This window comes from Cohnella lupini (assembly GCF_003386205.1).
Lineage (GTDB): Bacteria > Bacillota > Bacilli > Paenibacillales > Paenibacillaceae > Cohnella > Cohnella lupini.
Genome location: NZ_QRDY01000007.1, coordinates 96,704 through 122,626, shown reverse-complemented (window position 1 = coordinate 122,626; position 25,923 = coordinate 96,704). Strand labels below are relative to the sequence as shown.

General features: G+C 49.3%; 19 protein-coding genes. 1 reads left to right on the top strand and 18 read right to left on the bottom strand.

Features of this window, described 5'->3' with window-relative positions; genetic code table 11:
* Window positions 1–91: 91 nt before the first annotated feature.
* From DFP95_RS14360 to DFP95_RS14285, 16 genes are all read right to left on the bottom strand, one after another.
* The gene (locus DFP95_RS14360) at window positions 92–1,084 is read right to left on the bottom strand and encodes an oxidoreductase (RefSeq protein ID WP_115993329.1); all 993 of its coding nucleotides are present in this window, start codon (window positions 1,082–1,084) and stop codon (window positions 92–94) included.
* A 231-nt stretch (window positions 1,085–1,315) separates the two neighbouring features.
* Window positions 1,316–5,302: a discoidin domain-containing protein gene (locus tag DFP95_RS14355; protein ID WP_115993328.1), complete on the bottom strand. Its 3,987-nt coding sequence runs from the start codon at window positions 5,300–5,302 to the stop codon at window positions 1,316–1,318.
* A 664-nt stretch (window positions 5,303–5,966) separates the two neighbouring features.
* Window positions 5,967–9,677, bottom strand: coding sequence for a phospholipid carrier-dependent glycosyltransferase (locus DFP95_RS14350; protein ID WP_181907424.1), 3,711 nt, complete (start codon window positions 9,675–9,677; stop codon window positions 5,967–5,969).
* Window positions 9,678–9,782: 105 nt separating this feature from the next.
* Window positions 9,783–10,835, bottom strand: coding sequence for an acyltransferase family protein (locus DFP95_RS14345; protein ID WP_181907422.1), 1,053 nt, complete (start codon window positions 10,833–10,835; stop codon window positions 9,783–9,785).
* Between the two features lie 106 nt (window positions 10,836–10,941).
* Window positions 10,942–12,231 (bottom strand): ABC transporter substrate-binding protein, encoded by a 1,290-nt coding sequence (locus DFP95_RS14340; protein WP_115993325.1) that lies wholly within the window; start codon window positions 12,229–12,231, stop codon window positions 10,942–10,944.
* A 40-nt stretch (window positions 12,232–12,271) separates the two neighbouring features.
* Window positions 12,272–13,432, bottom strand: a complete 1,161-nt coding sequence (locus DFP95_RS14335) for an efflux RND transporter periplasmic adaptor subunit (RefSeq protein WP_115993324.1) — start codon at window positions 13,430–13,432, stop codon at window positions 12,272–12,274.
* Between the two features lie 16 nt (window positions 13,433–13,448).
* The gene (locus tag DFP95_RS14330; RefSeq protein ID WP_115993323.1) at window positions 13,449–14,324 is read right to left on the bottom strand and encodes a carbohydrate ABC transporter permease; all 876 of its coding nucleotides are present in this window, start codon (window positions 14,322–14,324) and stop codon (window positions 13,449–13,451) included.
* 13 nt (window positions 14,325–14,337) lie between these two features.
* Entirely contained in the window at window positions 14,338–15,210 is an 873-nt protein-coding gene (locus DFP95_RS14325) for a carbohydrate ABC transporter permease (RefSeq protein ID WP_115993461.1), read from the bottom strand.
* Window positions 15,211–15,343: 133 nt separating this feature from the next.
* Window positions 15,344–16,453 carry a HAMP domain-containing sensor histidine kinase gene (locus DFP95_RS14320; RefSeq protein ID WP_115993322.1) on the bottom strand — a complete coding sequence of 370 codons (1,110 nt, stop codon included), beginning with the start codon at window positions 16,451–16,453 and terminating at the stop codon, window positions 15,344–15,346.
* Window positions 16,446–17,144, bottom strand: coding sequence for a response regulator transcription factor (locus DFP95_RS14315; protein ID WP_115993321.1), 699 nt, complete (start codon window positions 17,142–17,144; stop codon window positions 16,446–16,448). Before DFP95_RS14315 ends, DFP95_RS14320 begins: the two co-directional genes overlap by 8 nt.
* A gap of 23 nt (window positions 17,145–17,167) precedes the next feature.
* Window positions 17,168–17,689, bottom strand: coding sequence for a VanZ family protein (locus DFP95_RS14310; protein WP_245987666.1), 522 nt, complete (start codon window positions 17,687–17,689; stop codon window positions 17,168–17,170).
* Window positions 17,690–17,903: 214 nt separating this feature from the next.
* Window positions 17,904–18,440: an RDD family protein gene (locus tag DFP95_RS14305; RefSeq protein ID WP_245987665.1), complete on the bottom strand. Its 537-nt coding sequence runs from the start codon at window positions 18,438–18,440 to the stop codon at window positions 17,904–17,906.
* Window positions 18,441–18,445: 5 nt separating this feature from the next.
* Complete coding sequence (locus DFP95_RS14300) at window positions 18,446–19,687, bottom strand: winged helix-turn-helix domain-containing protein (protein WP_115993320.1); 1,242 nt, start codon at window positions 19,685–19,687, stop codon at window positions 18,446–18,448.
* Window positions 19,688–19,832: 145 nt separating this feature from the next.
* A complete protein-coding gene (locus DFP95_RS14295) occupies window positions 19,833–20,627 on the bottom strand; it encodes an ABC transporter ATP-binding protein (RefSeq protein ID WP_115993319.1) in 795 nt (264 codons plus the stop codon).
* Between the two features lie 17 nt (window positions 20,628–20,644).
* Window positions 20,645–21,688, bottom strand: a complete 1,044-nt coding sequence (locus tag DFP95_RS14290) for a FecCD family ABC transporter permease (protein WP_115993318.1) — start codon at window positions 21,686–21,688, stop codon at window positions 20,645–20,647.
* A complete protein-coding gene (locus tag DFP95_RS14285; protein ID WP_115993317.1) occupies window positions 21,681–22,697 on the bottom strand; it encodes a FecCD family ABC transporter permease in 1,017 nt (338 codons plus the stop codon). Before DFP95_RS14285 ends, DFP95_RS14290 begins: the two co-directional genes overlap by 8 nt.
* 197 nt (window positions 22,698–22,894) lie before the next feature.
* Between DFP95_RS14285 and DFP95_RS14280 the strand changes: the two genes are divergently transcribed.
* A complete protein-coding gene (locus DFP95_RS14280) occupies window positions 22,895–23,896 on the top strand; it encodes an ABC transporter substrate-binding protein (RefSeq protein WP_115993316.1) in 1,002 nt (333 codons plus the stop codon).
* A gap of 64 nt (window positions 23,897–23,960) precedes the next feature.
* Here the strand turns inward: DFP95_RS14280 and DFP95_RS14275 are convergent, their stop codons facing one another.
* Together DFP95_RS14275 and DFP95_RS14270 are read right to left on the bottom strand one after the other, a co-directional pair.
* Window positions 23,961–24,569, bottom strand: a complete 609-nt coding sequence (locus tag DFP95_RS14275; protein WP_115993315.1) for a YjgB family protein — start codon at window positions 24,567–24,569, stop codon at window positions 23,961–23,963.
* A 214-nt stretch (window positions 24,570–24,783) separates the two neighbouring features.
* Window positions 24,784–25,923 (bottom strand): toxic anion resistance protein, encoded by a 1,140-nt coding sequence (locus DFP95_RS14270; protein ID WP_115993314.1) that lies wholly within the window; start codon window positions 25,921–25,923, stop codon window positions 24,784–24,786.

Sequence of the window (25,923 nt, the reverse complement as noted above, 5' to 3'; positions counted from 1 at the left end):
AGAAGTAGCAAACCAGCATCGTGCTTTAGCTACTCAGATTGTACCTTAAGACACCCCCCAAGTGCAAAATAAGTCGAAATAACGAAACGGACTATATCTTGAAATTAACGCCCGTATATTCCTCGCTTAACTTCCATAGTCGGTTAGCTAATTCGGGATCGATTGCCCACGGTCGCACGCCCGACTCCTTGAGACTGTCTGCGGGGACGGCTTCCGCAATATCCGTATCTTCGCAATACACGCCTCCAAGTCCGTTCAATCGCTCGCTTACGGCGCACCATACGCTAGTAGACGCCCCCTGTTCAACCGTCTTGAACTTCGGTTTGGTTTGGTTGGATACTGTCGGTTCGTTATTCTCGTCTTTGATCGGTCGAGGAACTGCATCCTCCTCCGCTAAATCCCGGCCAAGGGCGGTATCGGGAATCAATCCCGGATGTACGGAGAATGCTCTGACATGTTCCGTTTTACCTAGCTTGTCCAGCTCGAGCGCGAACAAAATATTAGCGCTTTTGGATTGGGCATAAGCCTTCCACTTGTCGTATTCCCTATGCTCGAAGTTCGGATCTTTGAAATCGCTGCTTGCAAGACGATGAGCCCGCGAGGAAACCGCGACGACTCTCGCCCCGTTTGCTTGCTGCAAAGCCGGCCAAAGTCTGGCAGTCAGCTGGAAATGACCAAGATGGTTCGTTGAAAATTGCGATTCATATCCGCGCGAATCACGTCTCAACGGCGTAGCCATGACTCCGGCGCTATTGACGAGGATGTGCAGCGGTTTCTTCGTATCAAGAAAGCGTTGAGCGAATGCGTCGATCGAAGCCGGGTCCATCAAGTCCATCGTATCCATCAATACGTTGGGAATGCAATCAAGCGCTTCCCGACCTTTCTCGACGTTGCGAACCGGTACGAGAACGCTTGCGCCCGCGTTAGCCAATATACGCGTAGTTTCTAACCCGATTCCGGAATATCCCCCTGTTACGATGACGACCTTTCCCCTCAAATCAATATCGCCGATAACTTCCTTCGCGGTCGTATCCGCTCCAAAGCCGGATTGGATCGGCGATTGTGCGGTTATATTTTCATTCATTCGTTTTCGCTCCTTTATTGATGATGATTAAGCTTTGAACCTAATTTTCGTATATTATCGTATCGAAGCTAAGACCGGTCCTAAAATTGCTCCTTTCTGCTATTCGAATCGTCGACTTAGCTTGCTCGGAGTTTGTTCCCAACGTATCTTATGGAGTTTACTCCAAGTCAATCCATATAAAAAAGAGGAGTTCCTAAGAACTCCTCCACTGGAGTAGTGCGATACCGCTACTTACTGAATGATCGCATTAAAACCGTTTTGAATAAAATACACATTCGGGTGGGCGATATTGCTGGTCGTCAAGTTGTTGAACGTTGCCGAGCCGTTACCCGTATACGTGTAAATCGCCGCGCCAGGATGCGGCGTCGTGAACCGCGAAGTCGTGATACCGTCAAGACCGGTACCGTTAATGTTAATGTTGTTAAATACGATATTCTCGAAGCCTCCTCCGTATCCGAATTGGATCGCGCTTCTCTGCGTATTGATGATATCGATGTTGGTAAACGTTACGTTCTTAATGGAATCGTTGGATGCTTCCAGATCGATTGCGCCTCGTTCGCCATTGTACAGGTCTTTACTCGTACCGCTGTTGATAATGGTCGTATCCGAGAACAGAATGCCGGTATTGTTCTGGAAATGGTAACCCGGGAACACGGTGTTCATTCGGATACCCGAACCTCCGACGGTGTCTTTAATAATATTATTGGTAGCCTTGTGACCGCTTCCCCCGAAGAAGGCGATGCCTCCCGCGCGCCAGTTGTTCTCGATCGTATTGAAGGAGAAGGTATTGTTGACGCCTGCCGAGATGCCGCCATCATTACTGGTCCATACCGCGAGGCCGTCGTCGCCGTTATTGCGAACGCTGCTGTTGCGAACGGTCGAATTACTGGTCCCTTGAGCGAAGTTAACGCCGTCGGCGAGGTTATTCCGGATGCGGCTGTTCTCGATGACCAGCCCATTGGCAAAGATCCGAGGGCTGTGTCCGTAATCGCCGACCCAGAAACCGCACTCGAAATGCTCTACCCAGACATTGTGCACTTTGGAGTTCACTCCGAAATTGTCCATAAATCCTTTGTAGATCGCACCTTCGTGATACCGCGACCTTAAATTCGAATTCAGATAAATATGGCTGAAATCAAGCTTGCCTTGGACACGGAACGAGATTCCTCCGCCTGACACATTAGGGTTGGTGAACTGGATATTCGTATGCCAGATACCCGCCCCCACGATCGTGATGTCGTTGATCATATTGCTGATGGAACCTATCTTCCACATGCTGCTTAGGTGAAACGTTCCTTCGGGAATATACAATGTCTTCCCGGCGGCAACCGCTGCCGTTACGGCTGCATCGAACGCGGCAAGATCGTCTTGGCCATCGTTCGCGACCGCTCCGTGATCCGTTACGGATACCGAATTGGCAGGGCGGGCCAGAGCCGTCGGAACGGGCTCGATCTCTAGGAAGTCGACGCCGTACTCGAGACTATCGGCGTTGGACTTCTGGATGCGGATCGTGTCGCCGGGCTGTAAGGCCGTATCCAGCTTCCAGTGCACTTCGTCGAAGCGGAATAGCGGACGTCCTCCCGACGGAGTATCGGCGGGTTGATCGCTGGAGAAGTACTGCCAGTTATAATAGGACGTCAACGGAACCGTCTTGACCTTAGCGCCGTTCACGTAAACGTCGAGCGACCCGTTCTGACCCATGCCGTTCGCGGAGTCGGGCATCGTAAATCTCATCGTTACGCCTGCGCCGCCTTCACCGGGCCTAACTGTCCATTGAAGATTGGAACCGTTCGACGGAAGAGCCACGTAACGTTGATCGGAAGCTTCCGACGCCGTCAGCGCCTGATCGAATGTCGGTGCGGTCTGCAGAGTTGCACCTCCGCCGCGAGTGGCGTCATCCGTATCGTAACGAGTATAAGGCATGCTCGCTCCGCGCGGGGAATACACGATTAGGCTTGCCGTAGTAGCGTTGTTCGTTTGCTTGACGGCTGCCTCGTTCCCATCCGCGGCAACGGTAGCCGTTACCGTGAAGTTCCCGATAGCTGCCGTCCAAGACCCCGGAATAGCAACGTTGACGTTTGCTCCCGCTGCCAGGGCTCCGTTATATGAACCGTTATAGGTTTGAATGGTCGAGCCTGCGGCATTCTTAAGAACGACGGTAATGCCGTGCGAACCGCTCGACGAAGCGAGATTACCTTGGTTCTTCAGATTTACGTTAAAGCTCACCGTATTGTTCGCCACCGGATTACTAGGCGTCCAGGAAGTAGCGACGACTAAGTCGGAGCTTGATATCGGTGCAACGACTAGAGGCGAAGGATTCGAGAAACTATTATTCGAATCGTTCTGTTCGATAATCGCGTTGCTCTCGTCGACTTTAGCGCTGACCGGGTATGTCGCGGCGACTTTCGTGCCGGCGTTCAGCGATACCGTTGCCGAGGCTCCAGCGGTAAGCGCTCCAACCGGAGCGGAGCCCGCCAACGCGTCATTCAGATAGAAGTTCACGGTAGAAGCGGCCGACCCCGCATTACCGTTGTTCTTAACGGTGGCGGTCAGCGTAATCGCGCTGGTCTCGACCGGAGAAGCCGGAGTCCAGGACATGCCGGTAATCGTCAGGTCGGGGTTCGGAGCTGGAGTCCCGAACACTTGGAACTCTGCGATCTGACCGGCCGGAGCGCCGGAGTTGGATGTTATATTCAACTGCAATCGTTTAACCGTTGCCGTAACCGGGATTGTCACGGTATTGCCGGTTGCCGGATTGAAGCTGTAGGTTTGAGACGCTACCAGATTTCCGAAAGTCGTCGTATTCTGGTTATGACCGAGCACTTGAATCGTTTGCGTGCGAGTGCCCCATTCCGAAGAAGGGTTCAGCTTCAGCACGATCGACGTAATATCGTGGTTGGCCGCGAGATCGAGCGTTAGCGTGCTCGGATTACCCCCGCCCTCCCAATACGTGCTTGTGCTATTATCGTTCGCGTTCGTAGCGACGAATGATTGCGTCGTCGAGGACGCGACGATCGCCTTACCGATAGCGATGTTGCCGCCCGGAGGTGGCGTTGGTGTCGGTGTCGGTGTTGGTGTCGGTGTCGGTGTCGGTGTCGGTGTCGGTGTCGGTGTTGGTGTTGGTGTTGGTGTTGGTGTTGGTGTTGGTGTTGGCGTTGGTGTTGGCGTTGGCGTTGGTGTTGGTGTTGGTGTTGGTGTTGGTGTTGGTGTTGGTGTTGGCGTTGGTGTTGGTGTTGGCGTTGGCGTTGGCGTTGAAGTCGTCGATTCTACTACGATTTGATCAAGATTGACATTGCCGGAATCGCCGGCGTCGTATCTGTAAGCGATCGTATTGTTGCCGGCATTCAGGTTAAGCGATTCAACTTTGGTTCCCCAAGTGTCCCAGTTCGCAAGGTTAGGTAACGAGGATTGGCGAATTTTCGCTCCGTTGACGTAGACGCTTATCGTCTTTGCGCTGCCGCTGGCGTTGGCGTACTTTAACGTCACGTTGCGATTACCTGCAGCCGGGACGTTGACCGTGAAGGTCGTCGTGGCGCCTTGCGACCAATAACCGTCAACGAATCCCGTGCCGGAGTAACCGGTATGATCCGTGTTCGCTTGCGCTCCGCCGGATAATGCAGCCGACTCAGCCTGGTAAGCGCCCGGCGTTGGAGTTGGCGTTGGAGTTGGCGTTGGTGTAGGAGTTGGAGTTGGAGTTGGACCTGCGGTTCCGTAAATTTCGAATTCTGAAAATTGAGCTGCTTGCCAGCCCGTATTTGCCGTGACGTTCAAGCGAACGTAGCGCGTACTTGAAGCCGTGAAATTAATCGTAACGGAGTTGTTGGAAACCGATGGATTGAACACGTAGGCCGCTGAAGCGACGATGTCCGAGAACGTCGTGCCGTTCTCGCTACCTTGTACGGCTAGCGTCTGCGTCCGTGTTCCCCAACCCGCGGGAAGCTTCAGCACGATCTGGTCAATGCTAGTACTTGCACCAAGATCGACTTGAATCCACTGCGGGAACGCGTTGTTCGTGCTTTCCCAATACGTAGCTTGATTTCCGTCCTTCACGTTATTCGGCGTGTATACGTCGGATTGGCCGCTTGCCGTCACGGATTTACCCAGAGTCAGATTCGTTCCTCCTGCGGCGGAAACCGATTCAGGAGCTCCCAAAGACAGAAAAAAGCTTGATAACAGCATGGATACGACTAGCGACCATACGACTACCTTTTTGTTCATTATATTCCTCCTCAATAAAGTGGACTGCGGGCAATTCTGCGATTCTCATAAAACGCCTAAAGTAAAGGCTTCAAACCCTCCTTTCATCGTAAATACACCCTCATTATAGAAATAAAGGCGACCAACAGTTAAGACGTAATCCTACGGAATATGTATGCGTTTCCAAGATCATGAATTTAATACCTGTTTTCGCGTTCTAGCCAGCGCATCATCGTTGGAATTCCTCGTCATTCAGGTCGATCAAGATTGTGACAATGTCGCCCGTGATCGCGTCGACTTGAGGTTAGCCAGACTATGCCGAGGCGTCCAGGAGGTTTGCGCTTCTCATAGTCGGAAAAGCCGACTTTCTCGCGGCTTCCCGGCGGTTCGCTCTCCCCACAGTCGGTTAAACCGACTTTCTCGCGGCTTCCCCGACGTTCGCTCTTCTCATAGTCGGATAAACCGACTATGGCGTGGCATTCCCAAGGTTCGCTCTCCTCATAGTCGGATAAACCGACTATCTCACGGCATTCCGCAGGTTCGCTCTTCTCATAGTCGGAATAACCGACTATGGCGCAGCATTCTCCGATGGATGAGTCTTGACCGACTTTTCGGAATTTACTTCTTAATATGCAAAAAAGGACCTCATCGAGGTCCTTTTACCGCATTCCGTGCTCCTATTCGCTTACCCGTGAAACACCCAGCTCTTGAACCATCTCAATAAGCCGTCCGAGTATGAAACGTATATTTCGGTTCCCGATAAGACCGGATAGAACAAAAGGAATAGCAGCAGAACCGCACCTGCGTACAAATGCGTCCATTTCCGATATTCGGGTTTTCTTTCCTCCATCTTCCGAATCCAATACACGATACACAAGACAAGAAAAGGCACACAAGCGAAAAAGTGATAAATAAACGTGAGCCTGGAGACGAGTACCCACGGGAGGTATGCCGCCAAAATTCCGATCAACACGACCGTCATGCTGTTATCCCGTTTCTTCCATGCCATTCGAAAGGTAGCGATAACCGCTATCGTACCCACCCACCACACTGCCGGATTTCCCATCGCAACGATGCTAGCCATCTTGCCCGGCGCTAATTCCGACCCTCCGTAGTACCATATCGGTTTACGGACGAGAGGCCACTCCCACCAGGTCGAGGAGAATGGGTGGGTCGCATGAAGCTTGCTGTGATAGTCGTACATAAACTTCTGATAGGATATGACATCCTTCCAGCCATGCCCCGAACCCGGTATGAGCATAAAGGGAATATACGATGCAAAGTAGATCGTCATTGGAACGATGATGAAAAATATACCGCACGATAGGATCGACCGGAGCGCGAGATTCGCGAAAGGCAGTTCGCGATTATCCCGATGCTCTTTGTACCTAAGCCAAAGCGAGAGAAAAAATATAATCGCCAGTCCCGCACCCGCGTACAAACCGATCCATTTGGTTGCCGTGGCAAGGCCGAATGCGAGCCCGCTAATCGCTAGCGGCGCCAAAGTCTTTAGCAGCTTGTCTTTGTAAAAATTCATTTCAAAGAATCGATGCATGCGCTCGTAGGCCAGTAATATGAAAAACACGGCGAAAGTATCGACGGTAGCGAGCCGACTTTGCGTAAAGAGCAAGAAATCGAAGGCAACCAAAAACGATGCCAGTCCCGCATATCTTGTTTCTCTGAACAAACGTTTGCCGAATAGGTACAAGAGCGGAACTATCGCTATTCCGAAGAGTACGCCCATGATTCGCCAACCGAATGGATTCATCCCCAGCAAAGCTACTCCCGCGGAAATAATTATTTTCCCGAGAGGCGGGTGGGTCGTTTCGTAAGGTTCCATATGATGAATGCTTTCGTAAGCCGTTCGGGCATGGTAGATTTCGTCGAAATACATCCCATTCCGGTAAGAACCGCGTTCCGGAACCGTTCCCTGTTCATCGAAAGCCGGCGTCACGTTGGTCTCTTCGGACAGGGAAATGATTCGTCGATCCGTTCCCTGGAATCCCATCTCTCCTAATGAGCCCCCCGGTTGGATTGCCAACACTTTAACATATCGAGCAGTGAACGCAGCTTGAGCCTTCTTCCATTGAAAAACGGTTCCATCGTTCAAATCGACCGTCGCGACCGGAGTCCAAGTATCCGCATCTTCCGATCCTTCCACTTGAAAGCTGCCGTTCCCGATTCCTCCGTACCATAGGATCGATTCCACTTGCCGCGATTGTCCGAAATCGGCAATGGAGATCTCCCCTTCCTGCTCCGACTTCCAGAAGGTTTGCGGCGCGACGGTCGATCCGAGCTGGAATAAGGCGATGGCGGCATAAACGACCGTAATGCTTGCCATCGCGATGTAATCCTTGCGCTTCATCGAGGATGACGTTACGGACGGGGTCGCAGCAGGCTTTAATTCATTTGATCGTTGCGCTCTCGATTTCTCGCTTGACTTGGCGACGGGCGCGGCGCTCTCCGCAGTGCTCGGCTTCTTGATTAGAAGCTCATAACCTAACCAGACGGCGTACAAAGCAAGGCAGACGTTGGCTAAAGCGACAATGTTCATGAATCCGTTGCCGTTCGGAATAAAATAATCCTGGCGCAACCCGAACTTCAGCACATAGGCCACGTTCGCGAAATTCGCGAGGGTAACGCCGATGAATAACCGGAACACTCTCCCGTCCCTAATCCACAACCAGCTCATAAGAGCCAAAGGCACGGCAGCGTATCCGTATCGCTCATGAAGACCGGTTTTGAACGCGAAAACGAGCAAAGCGATGAGTAGTGCCGTATAGACGAGCTTACCGTCCCTAGCGCTTCGAATCAGGAATGTGCCCGCAATTAATACAATAGACGCAATAAATAGGACGTCCCAGCTTGCGTAGCTGATCCCCCACCACTTTTGATTCGTTTCCACGCCATTGGCACCGAGCAACGCATATCCATTAAACGCGTTGAAGGTCGCGTAAGGATACAATCCGAACATCGATTGGTAATGTTTAAATATCCACAATGGTCCTTGATTAACGGCGAACGGCAGCGTGATGATAATAAAAGCGCTTAGCGCATACAGCGATGCTCTTAAGGTTTCTCTCCATGATCGAATAGAAAAGAGGAGCAGAGGAGCGAAAATAAGCGATTGAGGTTTGATCAAGACGGCGCCCACGAATAGGACCGACGCAACCGACAGCTTCTTATTCTGAAGCGATAGGATCATCAATACAATGAATAAGCAAAATACGGAATCCATCTGCCCCCAAATGACGGAGTCCAAGAAAACAAGCGGGTTTAGTATAAAGATAACAGCCGCTAGCAGTGCCGTCCTCACATCCGTCAGTCGTAAGGCCGTTTTGTATATCACCCAACCAATCGCGAGATCGGCGAACATGGCCGGTAATTTAATCAGAATTAAGGAGGCCGACGAGCCCGGTTCCAAGCCAAACCACGATTTAATCAGTCCCAGCACGTATAACACGTAAATATACCCCGGAGGATAGTCGGCGAACACCTCGCCATTATAGAAGCCCGACAATCCGTTAAGATAGGCATGGTCCGCCCAAGCCTGGAAATCCATTACGTCTATCGGATGCCCTTGTATCATCGGCGCGCACGCGATTCTTAGCAGGAACGCACCTCCGAACGTAATAAGGACTAGCCCCTTGCGATTACTATTCGATCCGGAAATCGGATCCGATGATTTCGATTGCGGACGCAGATAGCGAAATAGCAAATACAAGCATAAAGCGGCATAAGCCGTACCGTAGAAGATCATCCAACCCGAATAGGCGGAATGAGGGGCATCGACGTTCATAGTCCCCGCCGAGCCCTGGTCGACGACTCCTGGATCAAACGATACTACGTCAGATCCGGTAGGAACTTCGTCGAGCCTTTCCAAACGGAAATCGTCGAAATCCGCCCTTCCCGCGTTCAAACTCCCATAGCCTCCTATTCGTACGGCGACGGTAAGTTGTTGTTGCTCTTCTCCCGTTCGGCCGACAAGCTCGAGAAGCTCCCAGCTTCCGGAAGGGGTTGTCAAATCCCGCGAAGTCGTGCCGATACCGAGCACGCCAATATTCGCACCGGTTGCACCCTCTCCCGCATTTCCTACCCGCACCCAACAAGATAGCTTGTACAACGTTTCCGGTTGAACGGAAACCGTTTGAGTCCATTTGGCGTCATTCGGTTGAAGGTTTTCTATGGTCGCAAATCGAGATCCCGCATGGGCATCACCTTCCACGACTGTCAATCGACTATTTTCTTCTCCCGCTAAATAAGCATCCCTTAGCCAATTCGCAGGCTCATCGGCGGTCGTTTCTTCGAAGCTTCCGTTAAGAACGAGATTCGCATCTCCGCTATCAGCGAATACATGCTTTGCCGGAATGATTAACGTCGTTAATAAAATAAACATTAAGAAGCATCGTTTCAGCGCGGTTGACATCGAATCTTTGGCCATTACGGGGTTATCATCTCCAGGAAATCAACTCTGTATATAGAAGATTCAACAACCCCGACTTCATTTCCTTCTAAAGCCGAGTATCTTGACGGCAACCGCAGCCATGATTATGGACAATAGACACACGCTTACAAAATGAATAAGACTATTCGCTATGAATATAGATTCCAGCTTAACGGCCTTCGCCGCTCCGCGAACGAACACGATGGCGGCGGGATGCAAAATATAAATCCATACTCTCCAATCCCTGGATACTTTGTTCGATTTCCCCTTCCATTGCAAAGCCCATTGGAATAAATAATAAGTCGCAGGCAAGGCGAACACATACATGCTGTCATGTCTTGGCATATCCGTCGAATGCAGGAGCATTCCCTCTCCAAGTAAGCATACGAGCGAACCGAAGAACAAACACGCATTGGCGAGCGGACTTCTTACTCTCTGCTTGCGCCTAGCCGCGAATGCCCCCAAAGCAATATAAATTGGCGCATAAAACAATCCGTTGCGAGTGTAGTCGAATACTGTAAACATACTGTCGTAAATGTCCGAAATCCCGGGACTGCTCGCTATGAAGCCATAATAGCTGTCGCCTAACAGTCCTACGATATACAACATACCGGAGATCGCCAACAACGAGTCCAGGGACACCTTCCTATAGAGATAAGAAGTCAGCGATATACCGATTAATAAAGCCGGTAAATACCACAAATGATAGAAGGTGCCATCGAATACGATATCCTTAAACAGGGAATATGCACTAAAGTCATCCTTAAAATATCCCGTGTACAAATTAAACGGAACATATAACAAGATCGCTATCCCATATAATTTACCGATTTTCCCCAAATAGCCGCGAAGAGTTCTATTATCCGTTCGGGGATCGCGAGTCAGCTTGCGGAAATAGAAAAAGCCGGATGTCATGAAAAAGATAGGTACGGCGATTCGGGTAACAATTCCGCTTAGCACTACGGCGATATCGGAACCGAAAGATAATAACGGACTGGTATGATTGGCGACGACCAATAAGGCGGCCAATAATTTGATCCAATCCAATCCGCCGAAATTCGGCTTGTCCGTCTTTCGGGTATTAAGTATTCTACTTGAACGTTGCAGCAATACGAGCATCTCCCTTTATTCCAAAATCATTCCCCCAACCTCATAAGAATAAAGAATAGTAATTAAGAAGAGATGCGGTAAAAAGTAAAGTTTTTCTTAATCATTCCTATTCATTTAAATAAGTAGTCGTACGGTTCTGGATTAACTTTGCGACTTCTTCTACGGACTTTTGCTCGCTGAAGAACGATCTGGCCTCGTCGCCGACGATGGAAAGCACGCTCCCGTCCGCTCCCGAATAGTTGTCCGCCGTATTGATCAGTTGCTTAAACTGCATAAATTCTTCGTCCGTCGCTTTAGCCGCTTTCCCATCCGAAAGCTTATAAGTTCCGTTATTAACTTGTTCCTGAATGACGTTCAATTGCTCCTCGTTCACGGATTTAAGCAACGAGAAACCTTCTCTCTCCTGCAGGGATTGGCCTTCAGTGGAAAGCAGGTAAGCGATGAACTTCCATGCTTCCTCCTTCACAGGAGATTTGGCTCGAATGGCGAGCTCGGAAGGCGTAACTATCCTCGTTCCACCCGTTTGCTCAGGCTTCTGCAGCAGCTTTGGATTCGAGAAGAATAGATGTAAACCGTCGATGAAGTCGGCCGGCGACTGCAATACGGTGGAGTAGAACATCTGCTTGCCTATCTCCGCCGGTTCCGATGTCATGACTTTATCGTCGTACATTTTTTTGATTTGCTTCATCGCTTCCATGAAAACAGGAGAGTCGAATTTTGCTTTTTTCGCCGATTTATCTACGAATTCAGCGTATTTATCCACGACCATTTCCTGAAGAAGGATTTCCGGCGGATCGTTGGCTAGGGCATAACGGCGTTCCGTGCCGCTCTCGCCTAGCTTCTTCGAGGTTTCTTCGAACTCTTTCCAGGTCCATTTCTTATCGTCGAAGCTCGCGTTCTTAAGAACATCCCCATCTCCTACGAATGCCCGCAGGCTAAACCCCGAAGGTATGGCATACATACCGCCGTTCAACTTCAATACATCCAGAACGTTCGTTTGTAAATCGCTTTTATTCAGCGTTGCATCGTCCGCAATGAGTTCATCCATATTCAGAAGAAGCGTTTTACTCACGTAAGCTTCGAGGGGTAAATTGCTTACCTCGAAAATATCGGGGCCGTTCCCCGACAACAATGCCGCGTTCGTCGATTTCTGGTATTTTTCATAATCCTCCGTTAATTGTATCTGCAGATCGATATCCGGATACTTCGCTTCGAACTTCTTCTCGGCCGTCTGTAAATACGGACTCTTTTGTTGCAATGCCAATGTAACAACTGTTTTACCCTCATTGTTTGCCGGCGTCTTCGTGCTTGTCGATTCATTTGCGCTCCCCGAAGCGCAAGCTGTCATTAACGTCATTAAAAGACCGATTGTCATCATATAAGTCCACTTTTTCATCGAATGGATTCCCCCTGGATGTTATCGAATGTTTGCTAGTCTATTGAAGCCGAACGCGCTCACCGTCTTGTAAAGGCTCGCTGCTTTCGAGAATAATCAGGTCCTCCTCGAAGAGGTTATCCGTTTGAATCATCGTTTTATTGTCATTCGTTTCGCTGAACTGAATTCTGACCTTACGTGCAACGAAGACATTGCCTAGTGCCCCCCTGAGAGTTTCGATTTTGAACACGTACATCCCATCTCTGTCATAATGGACGGCCTCGCTGGAAACGACCAATCCCTCTTTGCTTGAACGTTTCTCGAGCTTAATCTCTGCCTGTTCACCCCCCTTCAGCTCGGAATCAACAACCTTAATGCGAAGAGTTTTTCTCGGTATCGTTAAAGTCTGGTCAGATTGTACGCCGTATGAGCTTTCGCTTCGCGGCTCGGCATTCGTTACTTCTTCAATCTTGCCTTGAATCACTCGGGACTGTCGGTCTAGCTCGCGTTGTACATCTATGTCGATTTTCTCTCCGGCTGCAAGACCTAAACCGGATACCAGCGTTGAATCGGCTGCTATTTCCAGCCGATAACCTTGATTGCCGTTCACCATGCGAATGTCTGGCTCTCCCGACGATATTTGCCCTTCGACGGCATTTATTTCCGTTATGATTCCATCGAAAGGAGACGTTATTTCCCGCTGGTCATTCATTCGATTTCGCAGCTCGTTAATCGTACGTTCCTGCGTGCCGAGATCCAGCATGAACGTTTCGATAGCGCGTTTCGCATTTCGGATTTTGAGTTCGTCTTCTTCTTGAACCGACTGGATGAATTGGTCTTGGAGATTTTGCAGCTCGATTTTTTGTTTCTCCAATGCCGTCATTTCGTTTGCCATTTCCAGTTCGACTGATGATCCGTCATACAGGATTAACGCCTGTCCCTTTTCTACGCGATCCCCTTCTTTCACGCGAATCTTTAAGACCTTCCAGCCTGCAGGATTCGATAATTGCGTTTCCGTGATCGGTTGCAGGGTACCGCTGCCTTCGAGAGCAACAACGAGACTTCCGCTATTAGGTTGCTCCGTTATCGCTTTCGGTAAGTTCATAGACATCAGCGTATTACTGAACAGGGTGAAGAAAACGAGCAACCCGACGAACCCGATCATTATGGCTAGCAGGATTCTATTCCTTCTTCGATCTTGATTTACTTTGTCCAACTCCATCTCTCGTCTTTTCCCCCTAACCCTTGATACCGGACAATTGAATGCCTTCGATGAAGTACGTTTCCGCATAGAGAAACAACAGAACCATCGGAGCCATATATAGCATGGAAGCCGCATAAGCAATCCCAGGCTCGCCGCTGATTCTGGATAAATAAACGGACAGCGGTTGCCGGAGCGGATCGTCCAGAAAAATCAGAGGCTGCTCCACCATGTTCCAATAATCGACGAACAAGAGGATAATGAGCGCGGCCAAGCCCGGTTTGATCATCGGAACGATAATCTTGAAGAAAATTCGCAAATGTCCGGCTCCATCCATCTTGGCCGCTTCTATGTAAGCATATGGAATATCCAACATGAACTGCCTGAGCATGAAAACGCCGAAAGCGCCGAAAACTCCCGGTAAAATAATCGCGTAAGGACTATTCAGCAACCCGAGCTTATCCGCCATTATATAATTCGGAACTAACGTTACTTGAAACGGCATAAGCATCGTCAGGACATAGACGAGAAACAAGCGATCGCGGCCGCGAAATCTCAACTTACCGAACGCATATGCTGCAAGTGCCGCTACCGCCGTCTGTCCAGCGATGATCGGCACCACCAGCCCTACAGAATTCCAGAACATCGTCAAATATACCGGACTGGATATCAGCACCCTGCCGTATTGCTCCAAGGTCACTCGGTCCGGCAGTAATTTCAGATTCGCGTAAGGATTCGTTTTCCCGCCGCCGGCTTGGATCAACTCCCCGATAGGTCCATAATTGATGCCCATTTCCTGCTCCGTCATTAGCGAATTCGTGAAGGTAATCACGATCGGGAATAACAAGAGGACCGCGATTACGAACATGAAGAACGTTAACGAGCTTTTTTGCAATAATTTGACGACTTGCACGGACTTCTTCCCCCTATTCCATGAACTGCCTGTAACGGCGTTCAAGCGCGAACAATCCCATAACGATCAGAAGTATTCCCACGACCATCAAGTTAGCCGCCGCGGTCAGCTTCTGAATATCCAGCGATGCGAACATGTTGTACATATAGTGCTGCATCATGTAAATACTGTCATGGGGATAATCGCCCGCGATCAAATACGTTTCCCGAAATACTTTAAATGAATTGATGATAGACATGATGACTACGAAGATCATCGTAGGCGTTAGATAGACGAGCGTAATACTTCCGAACTGCCGTAAACGACCCGCTCCTTCGATTTGAGCCGTTTCGTAATAATCCTTCGGTATCCGTTGCAGCCCTGCCAACAATAAAATCACGTTGTAGCCGATGTTCTTCCATAAATAAACGACGATGATTACGTTTCTAGCAGCATCGGTCTTCATCCAATCCACGCGTTCTAGTCCGAAGGCGCTTAGCCAGGCGTTCAAGGAGCCGTTCCAATCGAACAGCATCTGCCAGATCAGCACGATCGAGGCGACCGGAACGACAAGTGGCAGTACATATGCGGTCCTCAGCCATTTGCGCAAATAGAGATTTCCGTTCAGCAGTAAAGCGAAAATAAGCGACAGCGTTAGATTTAACGGAACGCTAACCGCGCTGAAATAGGCGGTATTGGCCGCCGCTTTGCGGAAGGAGCCGCTCTGCAGAAGCTCGCGGTAATTATCAAGCCCCGTATAATGTCCGTCTACGACACTGTCCATAAACGAATACATCGTACCCATGGCAAATGGAATAAGGAAGAACAACGCAAATCCGGCACCGCTCGGCGCGAGAAACAACCATGCCGCAGCCGCATCCCTGCGAAGCCATCCGGCTACTTTTATCTTCCATGTATACGCATGGCAAAAACCCCACTTCTTCAATTCTTCCCCCCGCCTTTCATGCTCTTAGAATAAGGCGGAAAAATAAAATAAGAAGTAGGGTCGATTTTAAATTTTCCTTAAAATGGCGCTCGTGTTAGCTTTGCGCTTCGGAATCTTTAATAAGTGGCAAGCGGATTTCAAATTGCGTCCGAATCACGCTGCTTGCAGCCGTTATCGTCCCTTGATGCTGCGTTACGATGTTCTTCGCGATGAAGAGACCTAGACCGGTGCCCCCCTCGCGATAGGTTCGCGCTTGATCGCCGGTATAGAACATATCGAAAATATGAGGAAGCTCGTCCGGAGGAATGCAGTCTCCGTAATTGACGATTTGAATCACCGCTTCATCGGAATCATGAAAGCAACGAATATCGATATAATGGCCATCGCTTCCATAGCGGACGGCATTCGTCAGAAGATTCTCGAAAACGCGAGCCAATACTTCGCCGTCGCCTCGAATAATCGAATGCGGAACCGCGTCCAATCGGACCGTTAAGTTGTTTTTCTCGAATACGGGAAATAGCTCCTCGATTAATTGATCGAGAAGCTCGCTTATATCGATCGGGTTTGTTTCAAGGTTAATCTTCCCGTAGTTCATGCGGGCGATCTCGAACAATTCTTCGATCAGCTTCTCCAAGCGTTGAGACTTTGTAAAAGCAATGCTCGCATAATGCTTCATTTGCTCCGCGGTCAGCTGCTCGTCGCGAAGAATGAAATCCAAATAACCTAATACGGAAGTCAGCGGCGTACGTAAATCATGCGCCAAATTCAATACCAATTGCTCCTTGCTGTTTTCCGCGAAATCCCCTCGCTCCAAAGCTTGCCGCAATTTTTCGCTTGCCAGATTGATGTCTCTGGCAATGTCCCCGAATTCATCCTTGGACGGAATCAGCACGCGATTGTCGAATTCGCCGTTTGCAAGCTGATTGATTCCGTTCGATATTTCTCGAAAATAAGCGACATATCGTTTGGTAAGCAGAAAGAAAAATAAAATCGAAAGCGGAATGAAAAAAATAAGAAAGAAATTGACGTCCCCGACTTCTCTAATAAAAATGCGAATTTTAGTCAACGGGTTCTCGACCTTGGTCGTATGGTAATAAATCGTGAGAGTTTTGTAGATCAGAAAGGTTATGAGTCCGGAGAAAACCATGCTTAAGCCGAACAGCATGATCATGGTAAACCTGAAGCTTCGGATCGTATTAGCCATTGAAAGTATAACCTACTCCCCAAACGGTTTTGATGAGTTTGTTTTTATTAACGTCTTCTCCTAGTTTTTTCCGTAAGGTACGAATGTGCACCATGACCGTATTGCTGTTTCCTTCATAGTACGCCTCGCCCCATACTTGCTCGAATATATTTTCCGAACCGAACACCTTCTTCGGATGCTCGGCCAGCAGCAGAAGAATGTCGAACTCTTTCGGAGTCAGCTCAATCGGATCGCCATAAAGAAATACCGTGCGTTCTTCCGGGTAGATAACCAGTCCTCCGGCTTCCAAAGCAAGCTTATTCGTTTGCGCCGAAGGCTGGAACTGCATCGAACGCCTTAACTGAGCATTCACTCTGGCAACCAGCTCCATCGGATTGAACGGTTTCGTAACATAATCGTCCGCGCCTCTTACCAGCCCAGCAATCTTATCGAGATCCGTCGCTTTGGCGCTCAGAAAAATGATGGGCAAATGATGCTGCTCTCGAATTCGACGCGTAACTTCGTAACCGTCGAGCTTGGGCATCATAATATCCAAAATGGCCAAATCGATGGAGTTCGTCTGAAAGGCGAGCAAAGCCTCCTGTCCATCCGCTACTTTAATGCATCGATAACCTTCCTTCTCTAAGTGCAACTCGATTAGATCGGCAATTTCCGGTTCATCGTCCGCTATTAATATCGATATCGTTTTCATTGGCAACTCTCCGTTCAATGCTGTTATATTGGCCTATCGCTCGCCTGTACTATACTCGGAGTTCTCCCCATCCATTTTACGAAGTGAACAGCCGCAAAGCCGATTAAGCCTCCTCCGGAATTCAAGATGAGATCGTCGACATCGAAGCTTCCGATTGCAAATACGATCTGCGCGCTTTCCAGGCATAGACTTAAAGCAAAGGAGCATGCGAAAGCGCCGGTAAAGGACAAGCTCTTGTTGTTGAACATTACACCGATGAAAATGCCGAACGGGATAAAAATGGCGATATTCCCGAATAGGTTGATGAGATCATGATTCGTTAAAACGTGCAGCGTTCTGGATATTTCTTTGAACGGAGTCAGATTGCCGTCCTGCAAGCCCTGAACGATATAAAGAGGGCTCGACAAGCTTAGTTTAAGATGCTGCCATAGCCACGACGGATCAACCGCGCGGAACTTAAATAAGATAACCTTGAATAACCCGTATATATACACGGCAAACAATAAATGGACCATGAAATCTTTGTACCCGTTTTTTTGTTCCATTCCCCATCCTCGCCTTTCTTGAAAGCCATATTTTTCTCGCTTAACTTCGCTTCTACGTCATCTACCCCCTTAGAATAAGGAAAACAGTTTAAGAAGAAATACCGCTAAATATAAAATTTTTCTTAAACTCTCCCGTGATCGGGAAAACAACGGAAAAAAGCCCGCTTGTAAGCGGACTTCCTTGGGGAATCTTTATTCGATCACGCGTTTACTTCTATTTATACCGTACAATAGTTCCCGCTAACGAGTCGTACACCGTTTGATTGTTTTTGCTCCATAACGGACTTATCAAATATAAAAGTACCAGACCGTAAACCATAGCCAATAGCGAATAAAAGGTAAAATCGGAGTAGCCCGACGGAATAATCATATGCCAAATGGTGAAATGGGCAAGCTCCCATGGAAAGAATTTAATGGCTGAACGCAGCAACGAGGTGCTTAGTCCGATGGTTTGCCCATGAATGCCTGCAACCCTAATGCCCATTTTTCGTTTTCCCCATGTCGCATTCGATTTCGATCCCTCAAGCCACGCGAAATACAAATAGATAGGCAGCGTGAGGAATAGAAACCCGGTAAGCTCGGCTAACAATGGATTTGTCGTAAATAATGGATTAGCCAACGGCCGTATAAGAAAAGATACCCCGATCAGGAAAAGGATATAACCCGAAATCATAACATAATCCCATAGAAAAGCGCCTACGCGAATGCCAAACGAGACTTTTCGACCATCGGTCCGTTCCTTTTCCGCCAACGGTTTCAGCTCCTTTCCCCATTGGCGATCAACGTATCAATCGTTACCTCGTTCGCCCCATGTACGGTCGCGAATGTTTCCAGCGCTCTCAGCACGCGATCGCGAAGATAATGGTTAAAGTCGATTTCGGGCTCTATTTGCAGTAATTGCACCGTTAACCGGCCTTGTTTTCTATCCAAGCGAGGGTCCATTCGACCGATCAACCTGTCACCGGCTAGAATCGGCATCGCGTAATAACCATACTTACGCTTGACTGCCGGCGTATAGATTTCCCAGCGGTATTCGAAGTCGAACAAGTCCGCTAACCTTTTACGGCTCCATAACAGGTTATCCAAAGGCGGCAGGAAGCGAATCGACAACTCCTCATCATTCCCGTTAGCGCGTATCCGATCTTCTTCGTGGAAGAATAGACGTTCTCTATCCGAAGATATTATGTAATAAGGCTTGTTTAGCCCTTCCACCTCGACCTGTAAGATTTCTCCTGAGTGTAAGCGCGATTCGATCGCGTTCCGTCGTTCTTTGGCGTTTAGGTTCTGCCAACCGAAACGAATATCGCTCGGTTCGAATACCCGATATGCCCGAAAATATTTGTTCATCATCGCTCCAAGCGCTTCATCCCTGTCAACTCGCTCCGCTTGACGAAGCAGCTCATCGGGCACGCTTCGGCTGGTCACGTCGAACAGTCGTTGGTTTCCTTCTCTGCCGACGATTCTGATATGGGCGGAATCCGTTAGCAGGTTCAATGCATGGGATGTCGCTTTCGTCTTTGCGTTTACGTTATCCCAATAGCCGTGTACCCGCTCGGAGGAGTCGAAAGACTTAGCGGGCAGCGGTCCTTCGCTCTCCAGCCTCCGAATCACTTGTTCGGCGATAGGTCGAATCTTCTCGATATGCGATTCGACTCGCTGATTCATTCGTTGACGGGTCGGTTCGAATATCGGGTAATCCTCCATCGGAATCAAACACGCCGCGTTTGCCCAATATTCAAAGATTTCGCTATTGCGAAGCATTTCATTCAGCACCATAGGCTCGTAGCCGGCCACTCTAGCCGCCAAGGTCAGATGTTGATTCGGCCGTACGGCGGACACCGGGTCGATCTGAACGCATTCCAACTGCCGGACGGTGTCGAGAACCCGCCGGTGCAGGGACTCCGCAGAGGTTAATTGTACTTCCGGCGTGTGAAGCAAGAGCTGCTTCTCCAATAAAAATCGCCGTAAGGCACGTTTCGTCATTCGAATAGATGTCATATGCATACCTCCGTTAGTCCCTCGCTCAAATACAACGTCCGACTCTTCTCATATATTACCATAATTGAACGTCGACTTTTGCGCGCGCGCAAAAAAGAGAAGCTCTGCTTAGCAGCTCCTCTTCTATCGCTCGGATAACGATTATTCAAATCAATCGGCGTCCTTTGCCGTACGGAATGCAAAGCGGCGTTCCGAAGATCGGATCCGTAGCCACTTGGCATTCCATGTCGAAGACATCGCGGATAAATTGTTCGTTTACGATATTTTCCGGTTTGCCTAACGCGTAGATGCCTCCGTCTTTAACGGCTACGATATGATGCGCATAGCGGCATGCCAGATTAATGTCATGAAGCACCATGACAATCGTACGGTTTTCTTTCTCGTTAAGGTCATACAGTAGATCGAGAATTTCGATCTGATGCGTCATATCGAGGAAGGTCGTCGGTTCGTCCAATAGTATCGTCGGCGTATTCTGCGCAAGAGTCATCGCAATCCATGCCCGTTGTCGTTGTCCTCCGGAAAGCGAGTCTACGGAACGATTCGCCAACTCGTCCATATGAGTAACTTCAAGCGCCTTCTTAACCCATCGTTCATCTTCTTGGGACCATTGCTGGAGGAAGCTTTGATAAGGATACCGGCCCTGCTTGACGAGCTGATGCACGGTCAATCCTTCCGGAGCGATCGGTCCTTGCGGCAAAATGGCTAACCTTCTAGCCACTTCCTTGCCGGATAATTTGGCGATTTCGTTTCCGTCCAGAAGGATGGAGCCTTCTTGAGGCTTCAACAGCCTGGCGAGCGAACGCAACAATGTGGATTTACCGCAACCGTTGCTGCCGATGAACACCGATATTTTGCCTTCGGGAATTTGCAAATCGAGATTCGAGAAGATCGGTTTTTTTCCATAGGATAAAGTAAGGTTTGCCGCTTGAAGGACGGACACGCGTTTCACTCCCATTTCTACGATTTGCGGTGACGGTATAACAAATAAATGAAGAAAGGCGCCCCGATTGCCGCTGTAAACACGCCGGCGGGAATGTCTAGGGGGATGAACGCTATTCGCGCGATAAGATCGGATAACAGCAATACAAGCGAGCCGATAAGAGCCGAAACCGGAATGACGCCGCCATAAGCCGGTCCCACAAGCTTGCGCGCGATATGCGGAGCCATCAGACCGATAAAGTTGATCGCTCCGCCTATGGCCACGGCCGCTCCGGCAAGCGCAACGCTAATGAGGAGCAGAACCGTTCTTTTGATATGTACGGAACTTCCGACGCTTGTCGCGACTTCGTCCCCAAGCTCTTGAACGTTCAGATGCCTTGCGTAAATAAGGGCAATCGGCAATAATACGACCATCCATGGCCAAAGCGTGAAGACGTCCCTTTCCCAAGAAACGCCGTATATGCTTCCCGTCATGAACGTAAAAGCTTTAACGGCTACGGCCGTCGGAGTGAAGGATGCCGTGAGGATCAGCATGTAAGAAAACGCCGTTAACGCGGTGGCCATCCCGATACCGATAAGCACGAGTCTCAGCGGCGTAATACCTCGGCGGTAGGCGAACAGGTATACCAGGAACGCGGCGGCGAAAGCTCCGGCTATCGAACTAATCGGCATGTATCTGATGCTCAGATGGGAGAAATATAGGATAAAGATAATCGTACCCAGGGAAGCCCCGCCCGTGATCCCGATGACGTCCGGGGATGAGAGCGGATTGCGCACGATTCCTTGAAGCAAGGCTCCCGAGACGGCAAGCGCTGCCCCGACCATAACCGCGATAACGACGCGAGGCATCCTTAAGGAAAAAATAATCATCGAGTTCGACGAATCTCCAATGCCTATAAGCGAACGAATGACGGCGAGCGGACTGATGAACGTGCTGCCTAAACCCACGCATACGATCATGGCGATTACGTTTGCGGCTATTAATAGCGAGACAACGATAAGCAGTCTTCGGTCGAATTGAAAGGAATGACGACGTCCTCTAAGCGTTAGCCAGTTACTCATTGTTGGCGTTCCCCCCTCTTCTGGCGATATAGACGAAGAATGGGACGCCGATAATAGCGGTCATGACGCCGACGGGCACTTCCTTGGGAAAAGAAATATACCTCGACCCGATATCCGCGGCAAGCAGTAAGATTCCTCCAAGCGTAGCGCAATAAGGCAGGACCCAGCGATAATCGATCCCGACCAAATAACGCGTGATGTGCGGAATAATAATTCCGACGAACGCTATCGGTCCCGCGATAGATACGGAACCGCCGGCTAGCAGAACGATGACGACGGCAGCAGCCAGTTTAATGTAAATGGTCTTCTGGCCGAGACCGGTTGCAACGTCTTCTCCTAACGTAAGTAAATTCATATGTCGGGCAAGCACCCATGCACCGATAAGAGCAATCCCCATATAGGGTGCCGCCGAAGTGAATATATCCATATCGCGTCCCGCTACCGATCCAACGAACCAATACAGAACCTGATCGAAGGTTTGCCCGCCAGTCAACAGGATCCCGAGAGACAATGAAGAGAAAAACGCGGTCATGGCAGCTCCTGCGAGCGTAATTTTAAGCGGAGTTAACCCATCGCTGCCAATCGAGCCTAGTATGTATACGATAATCGCCGTAAAAGCCGCTCCCATGAAGGCAAGCGTTGCAAAAGTGGACAATGCGCTCGCTCCGAAGAATGCCGAGCCTACGACAATGAAGAACGCAGCGCCTGCATTAATTCCGAACAAGCTTGGAGACGCAATCTGATTTCGAGTTATTCCTTGCATGAGCGAGCCGGCAACCGCTAAGCTTGCTCCCGCGATCGCTGCAATGAATGCACGCGGCACTCTCGCGGTTCTAATGATGAGATGTTCTTGAGAACCGTTAAAGGCGGTGAACGATTCCGCGATCGTATGCCACTTGATGTCGGTTACTCCGTATGCAATGCTACATACGATTCCGGTTATTAATAGTAGTAAGCTGATTAGCAATCCAACAATTTTGCGCGAGCGATTTGCAAGTAAATAGTTCATCCTATCCTCTTTCCAAATCCCAATTACGTTAATAATGATGCGTTAAGTCGACATTAGATTATTTTAGGTGATCTCACCAAGACTGTCAATGAACATGATTCTCATTATCACGAATATTGACTTCGTCTTCATGCCCTGATATAGTTTCAAATGTTGCTATTGAGAATCATTTTCATATTGAAAGGGAGTCAAACAGAATGTTATCCGCAGTAAAGAAGAAATTCGTCTGGACCGTCTCTGCTGTATTGCTATCATTAAGTATTATCATAACGGGATGCGGACAATCAGGTAATGATAACAAGAACGCCGCCGCAAGCCCTGCCGAATCGAATTCGAGCGCATCGGGAGACACTCGGACGATCGCGCATGCTATGGGAGAAACAACGATTACGGGAACGCCGATACGAGTGGTCGTATTAACGAATGAAGGAACGGAAGCGTTGCTTGCGCTCGGAATTAAACCGGTCGGAGCCGTTAAATCTTGGACCGGCAACCCCTGGTACGAACACATCGCCGCGGATATGGAAGGCGTAACGGTCGTCGGCGAAGAAAGTCAGCCGAACCTGGAAGTCATCGCGAGCCTTAAACCGGATCTGATTATCGGCAATAAATTGCGTCAGGAGAAAGTGTACGAGCAATTGAAAGCCATCGCTCCTACCGTATTCTCCGAAACGCTTCGCGGAGAATGGCAATCGAATTTCATGCTCTATGCGGACGCGTTAGGCAAGAGTTCCGACGGCGACAAGGTAATGGCCGACTATGACGCCAGAATCGCCGATTTCAAAAGCAAAGCCGGAGATAAGCTGAACCGGAAAGTATCCGTCGTGCGTTTCATGGCCGGAAAAACTCGAATCTACTTAGCCGATTCTTTCACGGGAATCGCCTTCTCCAAGCTTGGTCTCAGTCGCCCCGATAATCAAAATAAATATACGGACACGTTCGCGGAGGAAATTACGAAGGAACGTCTTCCGGAAGTCGATGCGGACATGCTTTTCTATTTTACCTATGAAACGGGCGATGGAAAAGCAACCGAAATGGAAAAAGACATGCTGAACGATCCGCTATGGCAAAGCCTATCGGTCGTCAAGAACAACAACGCGTTTCGAGTGAGCGACGCCATATGGAATACGGCCGGAGGAGTAATCGCCGCTAATCTCATGCTTGACGAAATGTACAAAATCTTTGAAATTCAAAAATAATGAATGTTGAAATAGAAAAACAGCCGGAGCGTAAATTCCGGCTGTTTTTCTATTTTTATGCGATTTACTTCGTCAAATTAATGTGATCGAGATGCGTGTTGTCGTTGAATATGAATTCGAGCTTATAGTCGCCGCGAATATAGACGACTTTCTTCTGTTTGATTTTACCCGTCGAGAACAACGTTGACGATTTCGGCGCTCCCCATTGCTGAACGAGCATTTTCAGCGTAATCCCGCCAATATTGGTCTGACGCTCGACGTTCGTTCCGAAATAACGCATTTCCCTGATTTTATTAAGCTTGTAAGAGATGGCATACCCGGGATTCCCCATCTCCGCGCCATAGACGTCGAATGCGTCGGAATCTTTGCCCGGCACTTCAGGCTTGCCGATGGCTTTAACGACATCCTGCCGAGTGCTCGTCCCTAAGGTCAATCCCGGCAGCTTCGGAAATTGGCCTTTAAGCGCGGGTTTATAGAAGCTGTTCAGCGTCTGTAAAGCATGCGCTTGGGACTCGGCCGCTTGCGAGGCGGCAGCGGCCGAGGCTTTGGGAGCCGAGGCAGCCGCAGACTGGATTGGAGCAATATAATGAGAGATTCCGACGGCGCTTAGCGTTAACGCCACGGTAACCATAACGGCAACGGTTGCTTTTCTTAATGGACTGTATTTCTTCATAATCGTAATTCCTCCTTGTTGGTGGATGATGCCTAGATGACTGCATACTTACCTGCTTGCTTTCGTGTCGACACTTATTTGACGATGCAACATGCAAATAGGTTTCAAATTATTATTATCGAAAGCTTGCGAACGATAAAAAAGCCGAGATGCGTCAGGTATGTACCTGACTTTTCTCGGCTTAAACGTAAGCGATCATTCTAGTTGAATGAAGTCATAATCCCAGCTTGTGGCCTTTCTCTAACCGCTGAATTTGCCGCTCCCCGTTATCCGCCAGCTCTCTGAACTGATTGATGGTATCGCGCATCTTGGGAAGCGCCTCTTGTTTGTACGTGCTGATGGAATCCAGCGCGGATAGCACGTCGGTGAACGCTTGCTTCAATGTATCCACCGAAATGCTCGATTCCAACGATTGCTTATGAATGGCCGCTCCCTGCTCCTTCAGCATTCTCGAAGTGCCGCTGATTAGACTGTCCGTCGTTTGGTTGAGAAGCTCGATCTTCTTCAGGACGATCCTTTGATTGTATAACGCGCTAGCCACGGTGACCGAGATTTTGAGAGCGGAAACGGTAACGTTCCTTGCCCGATCTACGCCTCTGATCAGCTCTTTGTTGTTTCGAATGACCACCTCGATAGCCATGATCCCTTGTTGGTTAACGACCATCATTTGCTGCAAATCCATTACCCGCTGGCGCAATGGAAACAACACTTCCTCGGTGATGAAGCGGACTTTGTCCTCCGTCTCGTTCCGTAATTTCGCCGCCTCGATCTGAGACTCGATTTCCTCGTCCATCATGACGCCCAGTTGAATTTCCTTCTGAAGCTTTTTGGTAAGCTCCCTAAGCGTTTGTTGTTCGAACTCCAGAGTCGTATTATCGTTCTTCAAGACCGCCTTGCCTTTATCCAATGAAACGATTATGTCCGATATGACGGCATCCGCTTTCTGATACTTGGCGAAATAATTGCGCAGAGGGTTAAAGAACTTTCCCAGTATTCCGCTTTTGGCAAAATCGACCGCGCTCGGGTCCAAATCCTTCAACTGATGATGCAGCTCCGTCAATCCCTTGGCGACCTGCCCCCCTTCATCGCCGGTTTTCGATAATTTCCCTACGGATACTTGCAGCAAGGAATTCTTCTCCGAGGATGAACGCATGGAGCCCATGCCAAAGCTTTCGATGGATTGCAGCACCTCTTTGCGCTTCTCGACGGACTCGATATCCAGTTCCAGTATCGACGATACATTGTTGGCAGCCAGCTCTTTGAGTTGCTTTACTTCTTCGGGAACGGGTTTAACCTCTTCTTCAATGGCCGTCTTAAGCTTCTCGGGACTTGCGATTTCCATGGTAAAGGACAA

Coding starts and splice junctions, on each gene's coding strand:
- DFP95_RS14360 (WP_115993329.1), bottom strand. CDS start 1,084: ATGAATGAAAATATAACCGCACAATCGCCGATCCAATCCGGCTTTGGA.
- DFP95_RS14355 (WP_115993328.1), bottom strand. CDS start 5,302: ATGAACAAAAAGGTAGTCGTATGGTCGCTAGTCGTATCCATGCTGTTA.
- DFP95_RS14350 (WP_181907424.1), bottom strand. CDS start 9,677: ATGTTTATTTTATTAACGACGTTAATCATTCCGGCAAAGCATGTATTC.
- DFP95_RS14340 (WP_115993325.1), bottom strand. CDS start 12,231: ATGAAAAAGTGGACTTATATGATGACAATCGGTCTTTTAATGACGTTA.
- DFP95_RS14335 (WP_115993324.1), bottom strand. CDS start 13,432: ATGGAGTTGGACAAAGTAAATCAAGATCGAAGAAGGAATAGAATCCTG.
- DFP95_RS14320 (WP_115993322.1), bottom strand. CDS start 16,453: ATGGCTAATACGATCCGAAGCTTCAGGTTTACCATGATCATGCTGTTC.
- DFP95_RS14315 (WP_115993321.1), bottom strand. CDS start 17,144: ATGAAAACGATATCGATATTAATAGCGGACGATGAACCGGAAATTGCC.
- DFP95_RS14310 (WP_245987666.1), bottom strand. CDS start 17,689: ATGGAACAAAAAAACGGGTACAAAGATTTCATGGTCCATTTATTGTTT.
- DFP95_RS14300 (WP_115993320.1), bottom strand. CDS start 19,687: ATGACATCTATTCGAATGACGAAACGTGCCTTACGGCGATTTTTATTG.
- DFP95_RS14290 (WP_115993318.1), bottom strand. CDS start 21,688: ATGAGTAACTGGCTAACGCTTAGAGGACGTCGTCATTCCTTTCAATTC.
- DFP95_RS14285 (WP_115993317.1), bottom strand. CDS start 22,697: ATGAACTATTTACTTGCAAATCGCTCGCGCAAAATTGTTGGATTGCTA.
- DFP95_RS14280 (WP_115993316.1), top strand. CDS start 22,895: ATGTTATCCGCAGTAAAGAAGAAATTCGTCTGGACCGTCTCTGCTGTA.
- DFP95_RS14275 (WP_115993315.1), bottom strand. CDS start 24,569: ATGAAGAAATACAGTCCATTAAGAAAAGCAACCGTTGCCGTTATGGTT.